This is a genomic window from Picosynechococcus sp. PCC 11901, from assembly GCF_005577135.1.
Classification (GTDB): domain Bacteria; phylum Cyanobacteriota; class Cyanobacteriia; order Cyanobacteriales; family MRBY01; genus MRBY01.
This window is the reverse complement of sequence record NZ_CP040360.1, coordinates 288,009-303,036: the sequence shown is the minus strand read 5'-3', so window position 1 is coordinate 303,036 and position 15,028 is coordinate 288,009. Positions and strand designations below refer to the sequence as shown.

The following is a 15,028-nucleotide window of genomic DNA, read 5'->3' as shown; positions in this document are numbered from 1 at the left end:
ATCCTTATGATGATCAAGAGGCGATCGCCTTTATTCCGTCTCTATTCCGTCGGTGCCGACAACAACTTCCCAACGGTGCGATTTTCTGGGGTGAAGGTTTCCTGGGCAACCCGTTGCACATCTTCTGCGGTAATCGCAGCAATGCGGTCTAGCTCCGTGAACAACTCCCGCCAGTCTCCCGTTTGCACTTCATAGGTCGCCAACAGACGGGCCATCCCCATATTGGAATCCAGCGATCGCAACAGACTGGCCCGGGCTTGGGTTTTTACCCGCTCTAGCTCCTCAAGGCTTACCGGCTCTGTTCTCAAGCGTTCCAATTCCGCCGCAAAGGCCGCAGCCACATCATCTACGGTTTTTCCTGGAGCTGTGAGGGCATAGAGCAACATAATATTCGGATATTTTTCGCCGGGAAAACCATTAAACCCCTCCGCATTCAGGGCCACCTGTTGTTCTTCCACGAGGGACTTGTACAAACGGGATGTGCGGCCATTACTAAGAATCGAAGCGATAATTTGGTACACCACATAGTCTGGATCCGTTAACTGGGGCGCATGGTAGCCTTCCAAGTACCACGGTTGGCTGGGCAGTTCGAGGGTGACAGAACGGGTTTCTGTTTGGGGCGGCTCCACGGGAATTGGCGGTTCCTCCAAGGCCGCAGCTTTGGGGAAACGACCAAAGTAAACCTCTGCCATGGCTTTGACCTGGGTGGGGTCTACATCTCCCACGATGGCGATGGTGAGGTTATCGGGGGTGTAGTGTTCCGCAAAGAAATCCTTAATGTCTTGGCGAGTCAGGTTACGAATATCTTCGTCATAACCGATTACCGGACGACGGTAGGGGTGAGTCGAAAAGGCCGTATCAAGAAAGACTTCGACCATTTTGCCGATGGGGGAATTATCCGTGCGCATCCGCCGTTCTTCGAGGATCACTTCCCGCTCTTTATAAAATTCCCGAAAAACAGGATCTAAAAAGCGTTCCGACTCGAGGGACATCCACAGTTCTAATTTGTTGCTAGGAAAACTGTAAAAGTATTGGGTATAGTCGGCGGACGTGGCGGCATTTAACCCAACCCCCCCAGCGGCTTCAACCACTTGGCCAAAGGCATTTTGGATGACATATTCGTTGGCTTCTGCTTGCACCTGCTGAAATTCGGTTTCAAGGGTCTCGAACTGGGCCATGTCGCCAGCTTCCTTGGCCTGCTGCATTTGGTCAAAGAGTCGATCAAGGCGATCTAATAGGACTTGTTCGGCCTCGTAGTTGGTGGTGCCGAGGTTTGTGCTGCCCTTAAAGGCGAGGTGTTCGAGGAAGTGGGCCACCCCTGTTTTGCCGTCGGGTTCATCGACGCCGCCCACATCGGCATAGGTGACAAAGGAAACGACGGGGGCGCTCCGGTCTTCGAGCACGATAAATTGCAGGCCATTGTCGAGGGTAAATTCGGTGATATTTTCAATGACTTGGTCGAGGTAGGGTTGAATCGAGGGGGTCACACCAGGAACCTGGGCCCAACTGATGGCGGGGGAAAGTTGCCAACTGATCACGGCGATTAAGCAACTGGCGAGTAATCTACGACGGAACAACCCTTTAAACATGGAGATTTTTGGTGATGATCTTGAAGAAAATATTCTCGTCCTATTCTAAAGGAAAGTTTTTGGAATGCCCGACGGGTTAGATCGGAAAATAGCGGCATTGATCCCCTGAAAACCGGAGAAATGGGCGACTCCTTGGCAAATTTTGGCGGGAATAAATAGTAAGATCGACGGGTCTACTTTGTCCTATCTTTGATTTTCGATGCCCATGGTTTCCCCTGATTCTGCCGCTAATCTCTCTGAACAACTTGACCGTATCCAGCAGGAATTATTAGCGATCGCCGCCCAATATGAAGGCAACGGGGAAAGGCTCCTGGAGATTTTGCGCGAACTAGAATTCACCCATCGTCAAATTTCTGAAGATTATTTTTATCCGAGTCTCCCGGAACGGCGACGGGATCTGTACAACATCCTGCGGGACATGGAAACGGAAGGGGGATGGCCCTACATTGCGCGGCCGAAGTTACAGTTTATTTTGGAAAAGTTCTTGGCGGTGGAGTCAGAAGCCCTAGAGAATGATTCTGAGGATGACGGGGAAGAATAAAAATAGAGCAAGATATTTCAGGCGAAACCATGGTCTCCGCTGCCCTCTACGACTGCTTAGAATTTGGCATCTCATCCCCGCGCCTTTTAACCCGCCTAACGGCGGCGATCGCCCAGCAGTTACAGGTAGATTGGGTTTGTTTGAGGGTCGATTTAAGCCCATCCCAAAGCCTGACCGAGACCTGGCCCACGAACCTAGCCGATGTCAATCTTGTTCTACCCCAAGAATTTCACCCTGACATTTGCACCTATACCGATTTACGTCACACGCCTTATCACGCTCTGATGGCCCAGGGTCTGGAGGCGATCGCCACTGTGCCCCTCCCCGCACAGCAGGCCCAGGGTTATCTATGGCTCGGTTGTCAGTCCCAAACCTTACCCCAGATAAATACCCTTGAGGCACTCCGTCCACCGCTCCAGTTGGCCCTTGGAATCTTGGCCCAGCAAAACCGCATCGTCAATTGCCAACAGTACCAACAGGCCCAGCGGGAAATTCAGCAGCTCATTGATGAAATTCAGGACACACCAAAATTATTTCAGGCCGCCAGTACCCAACTCCAAACAATTTTCGGCGTCGAGCAGGGAGGCATTCTTTTACTCAAATCGGCGAATCCCCTCCGTCAACGACAGGAACCTGATCCGACGGATACTTTGGAGCTTAAGTCTAGCTGGTCTGAGCTGCCGACCCAATGGTCGCTCCAGGACTGTGAACTCTGTCAGGTGGCTTGGCAAAAAGCGCCTCTGGTGTGGGCGATCGCCGATACCACAACCCATCCCTGGCAATCTCCTCTCCTGGGATCCCCAGTTCGTAGCCTACTCTTTGCTCCGTTAATGGGTGGGCAACTGTCTCCCCAGCACAGTCAACCGGTCTTAGGTTTTGTGATTTTGGCCCAGCGATCGCCCCGACCATGGCTCCCCGAAGAAATTCAAACCATGGCCAGCATTGCTCACCAATTGGGCCGCACGATGATCCACCACCAGGCCCTCCGGCAGGTGCAATCCCTGGTCGAAGAACGCACGAGTCAATTGAAATGGAGCCTTGAAGTCCAGGCGAAACTTAGTCAACAGATGCGGCACCAAATTCAACAACTGCGGCACCTTAATCGCTTGAAGGATGATTTTTTGAGCACCGTTAGTCACGAACTCAATACTCCCCTGGCAACGATGAAGCTGGCGATTAAAATGCTCAAACAACCGGGGCGATCGCCAGAAAAACAACGAACTTATTTAAACATTCTCGATCAAGAACTCAACCGAGAAAGCAAACTCATCCACGACCTGCTCCAGCTTCAACAGGCAGAGGCCAGTGAATTTGCCCTCAAACCCCAACGCCTCGCCCTCGGCCCGGCCCTCTCAGAGCTTGTGCAAAAATTCCAAGATCGCTGGACTCCCCTCAAACAACTCCAGTTTCACCTCCGGTTTAAGCCCAAGGCTCTCAGCACAAAATTGCAATTTGAGACGGATCCCGAACAGTTTCTCAATGCCATGAGTGAACTCCTCACCAATGCCGGGAAATATGCCACCCCCAAGAGTAACGTTACCCTCAGCGTTGAATATTTGGGGCGATCGCCAGCCCGGATTCAAATTCGCCTTTGTAACGATGGGGCCGCCATCCACACCGAAGAACAATCCCAGATTTTTGATAAATTTCGTCGGGGCACCGGGGCCACGGCCCAGGCCATTCCTGGTACTGGTCTTGGTCTCGCCCTCGTGAAAACCATTGTTGAACATTTAGAAGGTAGCATTACCGTTTCTAGTGACCCCAATCCTCACCGTAATGATTACCGCACGTGCTTTCTATTGGATTTTCCCCAGGCGATCGCCGGGTTTTAACGGGCGAATTTTTAAATCAATATAATTAACGACTTACTCCTCGGCATCCACGGTTTGGGGCACAAGCCTCGGATAAGGCAGACCTTGGTGGGCGAAGGCTTGTTTCGCGCGACGGATTAAATCCGTTTTATAGATAAATTCGTCCCTCGCATCCATAGGATAGCAACGGAGTTTGAATTGGGTGCCCCACATTTTTTCTTGCATTACCACCACAATCGGTAGCTTAAGCTGGGTGTATTTGCTGCTATAGGCCGCTTGGTAGAGAATTTGGATCACCTGCTCCACATCAACGCCATGGCCAAAGAAAAAGTCCGTGGCGACCTGGGCTTCGAGTTGGCCGCTATTGGCATTGGAAACGGCCTCTGTCCAGGTTTTGTTATGGGGAATGGTGACGAGGTTATCGTCGGGGGTCTGGAGCTGAATCCCCCGCAATCCATAGCCAACGACTTCGCCATAATGTTCGCCAATTTTAATGCGATCGCCAACACGGTAGGGCGCTTCAAATAAGGCCACGGCTCCGGCAATGATCGAACTGACATAATCCTTAAAGGCAAAACCCAAGGCCACAGCGATGGTACCAGTTAGGGCGATGAGATTGTTTTGGGAGAGATTAAAAAATAAATTCAGCAGATAAGCGAGGATTAAAATTAGGATCAAGCCTTTCCAGAAGGGGATTGATTGTTTAATCAAGAGCCGCAAGCGCCGGGGCACCCGTTCCGACAACCAGTTAATGGTGCCTTGGATTAGGGCCATCGTGCCATAGGCGGCGGCGATCGCCAGCACAGCCCGGAGGATTTTTTGGATCGTGAAATCCGTTAAAAGTCTTTGGGGTAAATTTTCAGGCGGGTCAACCTGGGCCAAGAGGGTGAACCATTCAGACATCGGCACAAAGGATACTCCCATCGATTAATCTTCCCCCACGAAAAAATTGTTATTGGCCAGCTCACTTTTGAGGCGGATATAGTGGGCCGCTTGGATGGAGAGGGCCCCTTGATTTTCCCGCAACACCCCCTGGCGAAGGAGCCACTGGATCCGTGCTTGGATGCGATTCCGGGATTCCCCCAAACTCAAGGCTAGGTGGGCGCGGCTAATTTGGCCATGGATCAAGACGGAATGGAGAATGTAGAGATCGCCACTGGCTAAGCTGGGCAGACTGGGTAGAGCTGGTTTAACGCTCTCAAGGGTGAGGGGTTGTTGGTGCGGATCTGTTGCGTCGAAATCAAATTGGAGGTTTGGGTGTTGCTCGATTTGCTCTTGGTGAATCCGTAAGCTTTGGAGCCAAAGATTTGCGGCGATTTGACCTGTGCCGTCGGCTTGACTAGCGAGATTTTGCCAATCATCGAGACGCTCGCCTTTAGGGGAATCTGATTCAGCCGTATCCTCTGGCAGTTCTTCGGGGACGTTAGGGGGCGGCAAAACCACCTGGGCAATGGGTTCTAACCAAGTCTGAAGCATTTCCCCTTTTAACTTAGGCAGGGTGTCCACATGGCTAAAATAGGCGCTAATTTGTCCCACAAAATCCAGAAAGTCCCAGGCCCAATGGTTACAGCTCATGATCCAGAAACAGTGGCGATTTTGAATGGTGATATCCCGGAGGGTCTCAATGCCTTCCCAACCGCCAATACACCGGAGAAAACATTGCTCTAGACAGGGAATAATCACCAGGGTTTGCCGTTGTTCTAGCTGATCCACAGTGGGCTGATCTTGGCGATCGCCTGGGCTGAGATCAATCTGGGGATAGAGCTCTAGGGCCTTTTGGATCTGTTGACTAATGTGCCTGGGGTGGAGGGGGCGCTGCAAACAGGCGAGGGGAGTGAGGATTTCCAGATCAGGGAAAGTTTGGCGGGGAATACTCTCACTCAAAATTTTCGGGAGCGGCTCCACGGGATTGCCCAGGAGCACAAAACTATTGGGGGCTTCTAAATTGGTTTGCCAAGTTTCAATGGCCTCGGTAATGGAGGTTTTGACAGGCGCACAATAGCCCTCTGGACTCGCCAGGGTTTCCAGTTGACGCGCCAACTGGAGGGACAGGGTATCGGGGAGTTCTACCAAGTCGGCAGCTTCTTCCGTGGTCGCCTGCTGCTGGGTAAACCAGGTGTGGAACTGCTGTTTGAGGGAGTCAACAAAAAGAGGTGCCATGGCATCGGTAGGGGAAAGCTGCGGGGCGATCGCCAATCCATTCCCGGAGGAATCATCGTTATCAAGCCCATTTGCTCACAATTTGTCCGCCATTTTAGGGGATATTTGCAGAGCAGCCGACTTTTTCATCAAGATTGCGTCATTTTACCCAATGGCTCCCCCGGCGATCGCCACAATTTTGTCGCAAATTAATATCTTTGTCGTTTTTAAGAAATATACAAAAAATCGTTTATTGCCAGGGTGATTCGTTATCACAGAAGAGAGAATCAGAGGGCATTGTATGGGGTTTCCACGTCGCTTTGTTAAATTTCTCTTACTCGCCTGTTTAAGCTGTCTGTTGGCGATCGCCGGATTGTCTGGGTGCCAACAAATCCTCCAAATTAGCCAGGTCACCAACCAAGCCGCGCCTTTTCCCGCCGTTGCTGCGCTCCCTTTACCAGAACTACCCGACTGGATCACCGAAATTAGCCCCACCGGAGAAGCCGCCGATCTCGCCCAAATCAGGATTCTGTTTAAACATCCCCTGATTCCCGTCGCCCAACTCGAAAGCCCCCAGGAAACGGCCCTCCTCCAAAAGATTGAATTGATTCCCGCCATTTCTGGACAATTTCGCTTTCTCACGCCGAAAATGATTGGTTTTCAAGCCGACCAACCCCTGCCCAAAGCCACCCGTTTCCAAGTCACCCTCAAGTCCGGTTTAGGGGATCTCGAAAATAATCAACTCACGGAAGATTTAGCTTGGACATTCCAAACGGCCCAAATTCGTCTCAGCAATTTACCTGGGGTTGTCGGCACTTTGCCCGAAGATGCAGAACCCTTGGGTCTTGAGGAAGAAAGCACAGTGACTAGCAACACCCGACTCGACCTCGACTCCCTCAAGCAACATACTGTTTTTGTCAGCGGCCAGAGCAAAGTTAAGGCAACTGTTACGATGCAGGAACCGCCAGCAGATATTCTTTCAGACGGTCAATTCGATCCAGAAAAAACTTGGCAATACATTGTTAAACCCCGTCAGCCTTTACAGAAAGCGAGTCAATACACCCTGGAATTTCAACCGGGAATCGCCCCAGACCAAGGCAACTTGCCCACCGAAAAAAGCTTTCGCTCCGTCTTTAAAACCTATGCCCCCTTGCGATATGAGGAAATGACTTTCTACGGGCAACCGGATGCGGGGGGAGCCTATGGTCGCTTTGTGAAAGGGAGTGCCCAACTGGTTTTTAATAATGGTTTAGATGCGGATGCGGCGGTGGAAAATATTACGATTAGTCCGAAACCGGAGGGGGATGATCTCGCCGTTCGTACCTATCCCGGTAGCCGCTCGGTGGATCTGAATCCGTGGGTGCTCCAACCGAATACCGATTACACGATTACCATCGGCAAAAATCTTAAGGATCAATACGGGCAAACCCTCGGCAAGGATCAAAGCATTACCTACAACCCCGGTGATGTGGCGGCGGATATTTGGGCGCAGCGGGATCTGAATATTTTTCCGGCGGGGACGGATCTGAATCTTGATATTGAAACGATTAATTTACCTGAAAGCAAGTTTCAGGCGGGTTATCGGGTGGTGCAACCGACGGATTTGGTTTATGCGGAAACGGCTTATCCGCAAAATAACAGCACCGATTTAGTACCGTCCGAAAGCGGTTGGGAAAGTATTACGGTTAAACAACCGAAAAATCAGTTGGTGAAAACGCCGATTCCGATTCGGGAAAAATTGGGCGGGAATACGGGTTTACTCGCCTACGGGATTACGGCAAAAACCAATACCTATAAGGATCAGAATAATCAAACCCAATGGCGATCGCCGCAATATCATGGCTTGGTGCAACTCACGAATTTAGGGGTTTTTGCCCAGTGGTTTCCGGAGTCGGGCATTGTGCGGGTACACCATCTGGATACAGGGGAGGCGGTTTCTAATGCCCAGATCGAAATTTATCAATCCAAGTTAGATCAAAAAACGAAGGGAAATCCCCAAGCTTGTTTTACTGGGCGAACTGATGGGGGTGGTAATTTACTCGTTGCGGGAAATGGCTGGTGGAGTTGTTTACAGGGTCAGGATTATGCGCCGCAATTGCTGGTGATTGCCCGCGAAAATTCGGATTGGGCTTTTACGCGCACCGATGAGTACAGCGGTTCCTACGGTTACGGGATTTATGCCGATTGGGATAATGGGGAAACCCAAGGGCGGGGCACAATTTTTAGCGATCGCCAACTGTATCAACCGGGCGAAAAAGCTTATTTTACGGGGGTTGCCTATTATTTGAAAAATGGGAAATTGCGGCAGGATATTAACCAAAATTACAAGGTGATCCTGAGTAACCCAGAGGGGAAAGAGACCACTTTAGGCAACTTCCAAACGAATCGCTACGGCACGTTTACGGTGGAATGGGATGTGCCGAAAACGCAGGATTTGGGGAATTATTACCTCCGCGCCGAAGCTGCCAATGGGGTGAATATTTACGGGGATTTTCGGGTGGCTGAATTCCGGCCGCCCAATTTCAAAGTGGATCTCAAGCTCGATCAAAAATTTGCAAAGATGGGCGATCGCCTGACGGCTACGACCCAGAGCGATTATTTGTTTGGTGCGCCCGTGAGCAATAGCAAGGTGAATTATTACGTCACCCGCAGTCGCGGTTATTTTCAACCGGAGGGGTGGGACGAATTCCAGTTTGGGCGGCAGTGGCATTGGTCGGAAACGGAGCCGTCCATTAGTAGCGATGTGTTGCAAACAGAAGAAACCTTAAACGATGCGGGGCAAAGTTCCCAGGAAATTGAAGTGGCGCAAGATCTACCCTATCCAGTAACCTATCGCGTCGAGGCGGAAGTCACCGATGCGGCGAATCTGTCCGTGTCCAATACCCAAACCTTTACCGCGTTGCCCGGCGATCGCCTGATTGGGATCAACCATGATTTCGTTGCCGATGCGGAAAAACCCTTTAAAACCCAAGTGATTGTCACCAGTCCCGACGGGAAAGCGATGGAAGGGCAAACTGTCAAATTAGAATTGCAGAAGGTCAATTACAGCGAAGTTTCCCAAATTATCGAGGGATCTCAGGTTAAACGCCCGCAGGTGGAATACGAGGCGATCGCCAGCCAAACTATTAAATCTGCCGCCAAACCCCAAACCGTTGAACTGACTGTCCCCGACAGTGGTTCCTATCGCCTCCATGCCACCATTAGCGGGCAACCCGATGCCGCCGCCACCGATAGTTTCATTTGGGTCAGCGGTGCGGGCTGGTTTAATTGGGGCGATCGCTTCGACAATAACCGCGTAGAAGTGACCCTCGACAAAGATGAATACAAAATTGGCGACACCGCGACAGCATTAATTCAATCCCCCTACCCCGAAGCAGAACTGTATTTTTCCGTGATTCGCCACGGCGTACTATACGAAACCCAGCAAACCGTGACCGGAGCCGCCCCCCAAGTGCAATTTACCGTGACACCGGAGATGTTGCCCAATGCGGCGGTGGAAGCCGTTTTAATTCATAGGGGAGAATCCATCGAAGCTGCCCGCAAAAATGGCGTGGATAAGCTGATGAAAATTGGCTTTGACGATTTCAGCACGAGCCTCGCCGAGAAAAAATTAACCGTCGCCATTCAGCCGCAACAGGATCAGGTGATGCCCGGTGACGCACAAACCTTAAATCTGCAACTCAAGGATCAAGGGGAGCAACCCGTTGCCGGACAGTTAACGGTGATGGTGGTCAATGAAGCGATTTTGCAATTGACGGGCTATCGTCCCCCCGATCTGCTGGATGAAATTTATCGCTACCAACCGATCACCACCCGCTGGGCAGACAATCGCCCCGATGTGACCATTGCGCCGCTGGATTCGACCGAAGCAAAAGGTTGGGGTTATGGCGGTGGCGCATCCTCGGCTTTAGCAAATACCCGCACCCGCACCGATTTTAAGGCGATCGCCTACTATAACGGGGCTGTTTTAACCGATGAACAGGGTCAAGCCGAAGTCTCCTTTACGCTGCCCGATGACCTGACCACATGGCGTGTCTTAGTCGTCGCGACGGACGCTCAAATGCGCTTTGGCAATGGCGATGAAACTTTTATCGCCACCCAACCTCTATTAACCAATCCTGTGTTACCCCAATTTGCGCGGGTGGGCGATCGCCTTGAGGGGGGCGTAATGGTGACGAATACGACGGGTGCCAAAGGTCGCTTAAACATCGAAGCCCAAGTACAGGGGGCGATGGAATTTGTCCAAGGGAATAAACAACGGCAAACGCAAACCGCCGAAATTGGCAATAATACCGAGGTGTACCGTTTCCCGATGGTCGCCAACGAAGCCGGAACCGCCACCTTTAAATTTACAACCCAGAAAAATGGGGTCGCCGATGCCGTGGAAGTGCCCCTCGACGTGAAGCAATTAGCGGTCAAAGAACAGGCGATCGCCACGGGGATTTTGACCGAGGACGAAGTAAAAATTCCCCTGAACATCGATCGGCAGGTGGTTCCCAACCAAGGTGGCTTAACCGTAACCGTTGCCAGTACCCTAATCCCAGAATTAACTGCCCCTGCCCAAGATACGTTTAACGACGACGATTTCCCATTCCTCGAACCCACCGCCAGCCAGGTGCTCATTGCCGCGAATTTAGAAATCCTCAAACAGCGGTATAGTCAAGCCTTTGTCAATTTCGACAGCCAAGCCGAAGCCAGCCAAGCGTTGACCCACTTAACCCAATTACAGTTAACCAGTGGTGGCTTTGCCTCTTTCCCCGGAGACGACACCCCCGATCCCTACGTTACCCCCTACGCCGCCGAGGCGATCGCCCTTGCCCAGCAAGCCGGATTATCCGTTGATGAAAATGTGGTGAATAAGCTTAGACAATACCTCGATCAAACCCTTGCCAATCCTGCCCAATTTAGCGAATGCAGCACCACCAACTGCAAAAATACCGTCCGCCTCGAAACCCTCTTAGCCCTTGATCAATTCGGGGATGTGCGCGGCGATTTTGCGGCAACCCTGTACGATGCCCGCGAGGAGTTTGATGCCGTCGGCAAAATTAAATTAGCCCGCCACCTCTCCCAACTGCTCGATTGGCAAATCCAAGCTCAGGAGTTAGCGGATGAAGTCAACGAGTTAATTTATCAAACCGGACGCACCGCCCAGATTAATTTGCCCCAACGCTGGTTTTGGTATCACTCCAACACCACCGCCCAATCCCAAGTCCTCCGCCTATTTACCGAGATCAAACAAACCCCCGCTACCCTTAGCCAAGTCTTGCAAGGATTGCTCGATCAACGGCGCGATGGCACCTGGCAAACCAGTTATGACAATGCCCAAGCCCTCACCGCCTTAACCGCCTACAGCAAAACCGAAGCTACGCCGCCCAGTTTTACGAGCACCGTCAAACTCGACCGTAAGCAACTGGGTCAATTCAACTTCCAAGGCTACGAAAACCCCAGTGCCACCGTCGATGTGCCGATGCAGGATCTCCCCGAAGGCAATAGGGATCTGATTATCCAAAAAGACGGCGACGGCAAACTCCATTACCTGAGTGAATTTAACTACCGTCTCCCAGGCAGCCAACCCGGCAAACTAAACGGATTGCGCATTACCCGCTATATCCGCCCCGCTAACCAAACCGAAGTTATTCGTAAATACGGACTGTACAACCTCAAAGAACCCTTTAGCGTCGAAGCCGGACAAGTCTTTGACATTGGCTTAGAAGTAATTACCGATCACCCCGTCGATCATGTGCTGATTAGCGATCCCCTCCCCGCCGGCTTCGAGGCGATTGATACCGCCTTCCAAACCGCCACCACCTATTACCAACCCCAGCAGGACGCATGGCAATTGCGTTACCAGAAAATCTATAAAGATAAAGTCGTTGCCTATGGCGATCGCCTGAATGCGGGCGTTTACAATTTGCACTATTTAGTCCGCGCCATCACCCCCGGCAGCTTTGACTATCCTGGGGCTGAAGTATCACTGCAATACAACGCCGAAACCTTCGGCAGAAGTACTTCTTCGACGTTAGAGGTGAATTAGGCGGGGAAAATCCGCAAACGGCGATTGGGTTCTTCCCCAAAGCTCGATGATTGCAAACGGTAATGCTCAATCAGTTCGTGTTGCATCTTACGGATTTTGGCCGAACGGGGCAGCAGTTCCACGGGTTGACCCTGGGGAATGACGATTTGCTCCACCGCCAGGCGGGCTTCTTCGAGGGCATCGATTTCATCATCGCTATTGCTTTGGGCAAATAACCGTAAATCTGTCGGTTCCTGGTTTTGGGGATCATCTAAATTCAAAATGCGCCGCAAACCCCGCGTGATTTGGGGGATTGTATTGGACTTCACCGCATGGATCGGCACATGGCAAGTTTGGGCGATTTGACGCAATTTGGAATGATTTTTCAACTGCGATCGCAACGCTAAAACCGCATCGGCTCCTTCGAGATCTTTGGTGAGTTCGATGGGCAGCCGCAAAATTTCGATCACCTGCTCTAGCTGCGATCGCCCCACGCCATAGGGATAGACATACACGGGGTAATCTTCACCGTTGGGGCCAGGCACCCGCACTTTCTCCTGCTGTTGCGGATCACGGGCAACCCAAGATTGATCAATGAGGGGATCAAGGGAGGCGCTTCTAGGGGAAACTAATTTTTTTTTCTGGCTACCGAAGGGTAGAGGGGCCATTTTTCCAGAAGCACGCAGTCCCCGTGGGCGACTGGGTTCAGGGGCCATCTTTGTTTGGGGGTTCCAGTTAGGAATCTCAACGGGGTGCTCCATTTCCTCGGTGATCTTCACATTGCCTTGATCATCGACGGTGCGTACTTCCAGTAACGGTTGGTGACCCCGCAAGAGGGTATCAATGGTGATCGACACATCGCTATGAACCACCCACCGTTGCCGTTCTAACATTTCTACGGCCACATCAAAGGTTGGGGGCGCTTTTCGTTCGAGGACGGTTTTTTGCGATCGCCGTTTGCGAGCCTCCTCATCCCCCAGGGTAACGGCTTGGATGCCGCCGACAAGATCCGAGAGGGTGGGGTTTTTAATCAAGTTTTCAATGCGATTGCCGTGGGCTGTCCCGACAAGTTGAACACCCCGTTCGGCAATGGTTCTGGCGGCCTGGGCTTCAAGTTCGGTGCCAATTTCATCGATGATAATCACTTCAGGCATATGGTTTTCCACCGCCTCGATCATCACCTTATGTTGCAATTCCGGGGTGGCCACCTGCATCCGGCGGGCGCGACCAATGGCGGAATGGGGAATATCACCATCCCCGGCAATTTCATTGGACGTATCGATAATCACGACCCGTTTGCCAAAGTCATCGGCGAGAACCCGCGCAATTTCCCGCAGCGCCGTAGTTTTACCGACCCCAGGCCGTCCCAACAGGAGAATCGATTTACCGCTTTCAACGAGTTCCTGGATCATCAAAATCGTGCCAAACACGGCGCGACCGATGCGACAGGTTAAACCAACGATGTCCCCCTGGCGGTTACGCATAGCACTGATCCGGTGCAGGGTGCGTTCGATACCCGCCCGGTTGTCGCCACTAAACATCCCCACCCGCTCCACGGAATATTGCAAATCTTCGCGGCTAATGGGGCGATCGCCTAGGTCTTCGGTGCTATTTTCAAAGCGAGCTTCGGGGATGCGACCGAGATCCATCACCACTTCGATCAGGGCGTTTTTATTGGGGTGGTCGGCGAGGCGATCGCGGATCGCATCGGGCAAAATTGTCAGCAGTTTTTCGAGATCGTCCGTCACGAGGCGACGGTGGGCCGGAAAAGCGGGGGATTGGGGTGCAGTCATAGACTAAGGCTTGGGTTTAACGAAGATTTTAATGGATTTATCAACTGGGTGGCGTGGGCGATCGCCTGGTCAAACCGTTCGGGATCGCTTTCGAGGGGTTGCGGCTGCATTTCAACGGCATTTTCAAGGATCGGTTGGAGTATTTTTCGGGCATAACCGCCAAAGGCAACCCCAGCAATAAAAGGCGATCGCCCTTCATTCAATAGACCAAGATGTCGCAATTTATCGAAGGTGTGATTATTCGTACCGCCCGCCAGTTGCACATATCCCGGTAAACCGCTCTGGAGTACCTTCTGGGCAAACTGAATACTGGCATGGATTGTCCCTTTACCAATGTCGCCACTCATCGGTCGTCCGTCGGTCTGCCAAAGGAGGAGACAGTCGAGGGGCTGAATTTCTATGAGCAATTGTTCGAGATAAGACAACACATCGGGATGATCCTGGCAGCTAATCGCAAGTAATTTGAGGTGATGGTGGACGGGTTTGAGGGTCTGCCAGAGTCGCTGAAAATCGGCAAAATGGCCCGCTTGGGTATGGATTTCCACCGCATCGATCGCCATGGTTGTGATCATTTCCGCCGCAATGTGGGGACTGGAAATATAATTTTTCGCTTCGATTAAACCCAAAGGACAGATAGGCAAACAGCGGCCGCAACCATAACAGCGATCGCCAATTACGCCCGTGTGATCAATCGCGAGGGCAGGACAAACGGTTTCGCAGGGGCGTGGGCAATCGGCGGGACAACGATTTGGATTAAAAAACGCTTTGCGGAAATGGGGATCTTCGGCGTCATTGAGGCTAATCATCAACCAGGGTTTGCCCTGCCATTGGGGAAATTTTGCTGGATTTTGACGGGCGATCGCCTCCGCCTGGATGAGCGATTCCTGGGCCATGGTCACCACCGCCGGATCCGCCGCTACATCGATGCAATCGGCACCCACTAAGCTATAGACGAGGGTCAAATCACGGATGGCGGGGAGATGCTGAAAACTCGCACCACAGATGAGTTTGAACCAGTGGCCAGCGGTGAGGGATTGGGCAGGAAAAAGAGATTGCTTCACCCCTTTATCGTAACGCTCTAATTTTCCCTTTGGAAAGTCTTGATCAGGAGAGAAAGATGTAAAAAACCGTAAGGGCGATCG

The 15,028-nt window shown here is 51.8% G+C and carries 8 protein-coding genes; 3 read left to right on the top strand and 5 right to left on the bottom strand.

Annotation, left to right across the window (positions count from 1 at the left end):
• Nucleotides 1-41 precede the first annotated feature (41 nt).
• Nucleotides 42-1,589: a M16 family metallopeptidase gene (locus FEK30_RS02530; protein WP_138071597.1), complete on the bottom strand. Its 1,548-nt coding sequence runs from the start codon at nt 1,587-1,589 to the stop codon at nt 42-44.
• Nucleotides 1,590-1,788: 199 nt separating this feature from the next.
• Here FEK30_RS02530 and FEK30_RS02525 point away from each other — a divergent pair, with 199 nt between their 5' ends.
• Both FEK30_RS02525 and FEK30_RS02520 read left to right on the top strand, forming a co-directional pair.
• Nucleotides 1,789-2,130 (top strand): hypothetical protein, encoded by a 342-nt coding sequence (locus FEK30_RS02525; RefSeq protein WP_030007807.1) that lies wholly within the window; start codon nt 1,789-1,791, stop codon nt 2,128-2,130.
• 29 nt (nt 2,131-2,159) lie between these two features.
• Nucleotides 2,160-3,962 carry a GAF domain-containing sensor histidine kinase gene (locus FEK30_RS02520; RefSeq protein ID WP_138071595.1) on the top strand — a complete coding sequence of 601 codons (1,803 nt, stop codon included), beginning with the start codon at nt 2,160-2,162 and terminating at the stop codon, nt 3,960-3,962.
• A gap of 33 nt (nt 3,963-3,995) precedes the next feature.
• Here FEK30_RS02520 and FEK30_RS02515 read toward each other — a convergent pair whose 3' ends face one another.
• Both FEK30_RS02515 and FEK30_RS02510 read right to left on the bottom strand, forming a co-directional pair.
• Nucleotides 3,996-4,844, bottom strand: coding sequence for a mechanosensitive ion channel family protein (locus FEK30_RS02515; protein ID WP_255447922.1), 849 nt, complete (start codon nt 4,842-4,844; stop codon nt 3,996-3,998).
• Between the two features lie 24 nt (nt 4,845-4,868).
• Entirely contained in the window at nt 4,869-6,101 is a 1,233-nt protein-coding gene (locus FEK30_RS02510; RefSeq protein WP_138071591.1) for a MarR family transcriptional regulator, read from the bottom strand.
• Between the two features lie 280 nt (nt 6,102-6,381).
• On the opposite strand from FEK30_RS02510, the gene FEK30_RS02505 reads away from it, so the two are divergent.
• Nucleotides 6,382-12,114, top strand: coding sequence for an alpha-2-macroglobulin family protein (locus FEK30_RS02505; protein WP_138071589.1), 5,733 nt, complete (start codon nt 6,382-6,384; stop codon nt 12,112-12,114).
• Here FEK30_RS02505 and FEK30_RS02500 read toward each other — a convergent pair.
• Together FEK30_RS02500 and ldpA are read right to left on the bottom strand one after the other, a co-directional pair.
• A complete protein-coding gene (locus FEK30_RS02500) occupies nt 12,111-13,886 on the bottom strand; it encodes a R3H domain-containing nucleic acid-binding protein (RefSeq protein WP_138071587.1) in 1,776 nt (591 codons plus the stop codon). The genes FEK30_RS02505 and FEK30_RS02500 overlap by 4 nt on opposite strands.
• Nucleotides 13,883-14,947 carry a circadian clock protein LdpA gene (ldpA, locus tag FEK30_RS02495; RefSeq protein ID WP_138073720.1) on the bottom strand — a complete coding sequence of 355 codons (1,065 nt, stop codon included), beginning with the start codon at nt 14,945-14,947 and terminating at the stop codon, nt 13,883-13,885. The genes FEK30_RS02500 and ldpA overlap by 4 nt, the downstream gene beginning before the upstream one ends.
• Nucleotides 14,948-15,028: the final 81 nt, after the last annotated feature.

Bases quoted from the DNA above. Each gene is read 5' to 3' on its own strand.
- FEK30_RS02505 (WP_138071589.1), top strand. From the start codon at position 6,382: ATGGGGTTTCCACGTCGCTTTGTTAAATTTCTCTTACTCGCCTGTTTA.
- FEK30_RS02525 (WP_030007807.1), top strand. From the start codon at position 1,789: ATGCCCATGGTTTCCCCTGATTCTGCCGCTAATCTCTCTGAACAACTT.
- FEK30_RS02500 (WP_138071587.1), bottom strand. From the start codon at position 13,886: ATGACTGCACCCCAATCCCCCGCTTTTCCGGCCCACCGTCGCCTCGTG.
- FEK30_RS02510 (WP_138071591.1), bottom strand. From the start codon at position 6,101: ATGGCACCTCTTTTTGTTGACTCCCTCAAACAGCAGTTCCACACCTGG.
- FEK30_RS02520 (WP_138071595.1), top strand. From the start codon at position 2,160: ATGGTCTCCGCTGCCCTCTACGACTGCTTAGAATTTGGCATCTCATCC.
- FEK30_RS02515 (WP_255447922.1), bottom strand. From the start codon at position 4,844: ATGTCTGAATGGTTCACCCTCTTGGCCCAGGTTGACCCGCCTGAAAAT.
- FEK30_RS02530 (WP_138071597.1), bottom strand. From the start codon at position 1,589: ATGTTTAAAGGGTTGTTCCGTCGTAGATTACTCGCCAGTTGCTTAATC.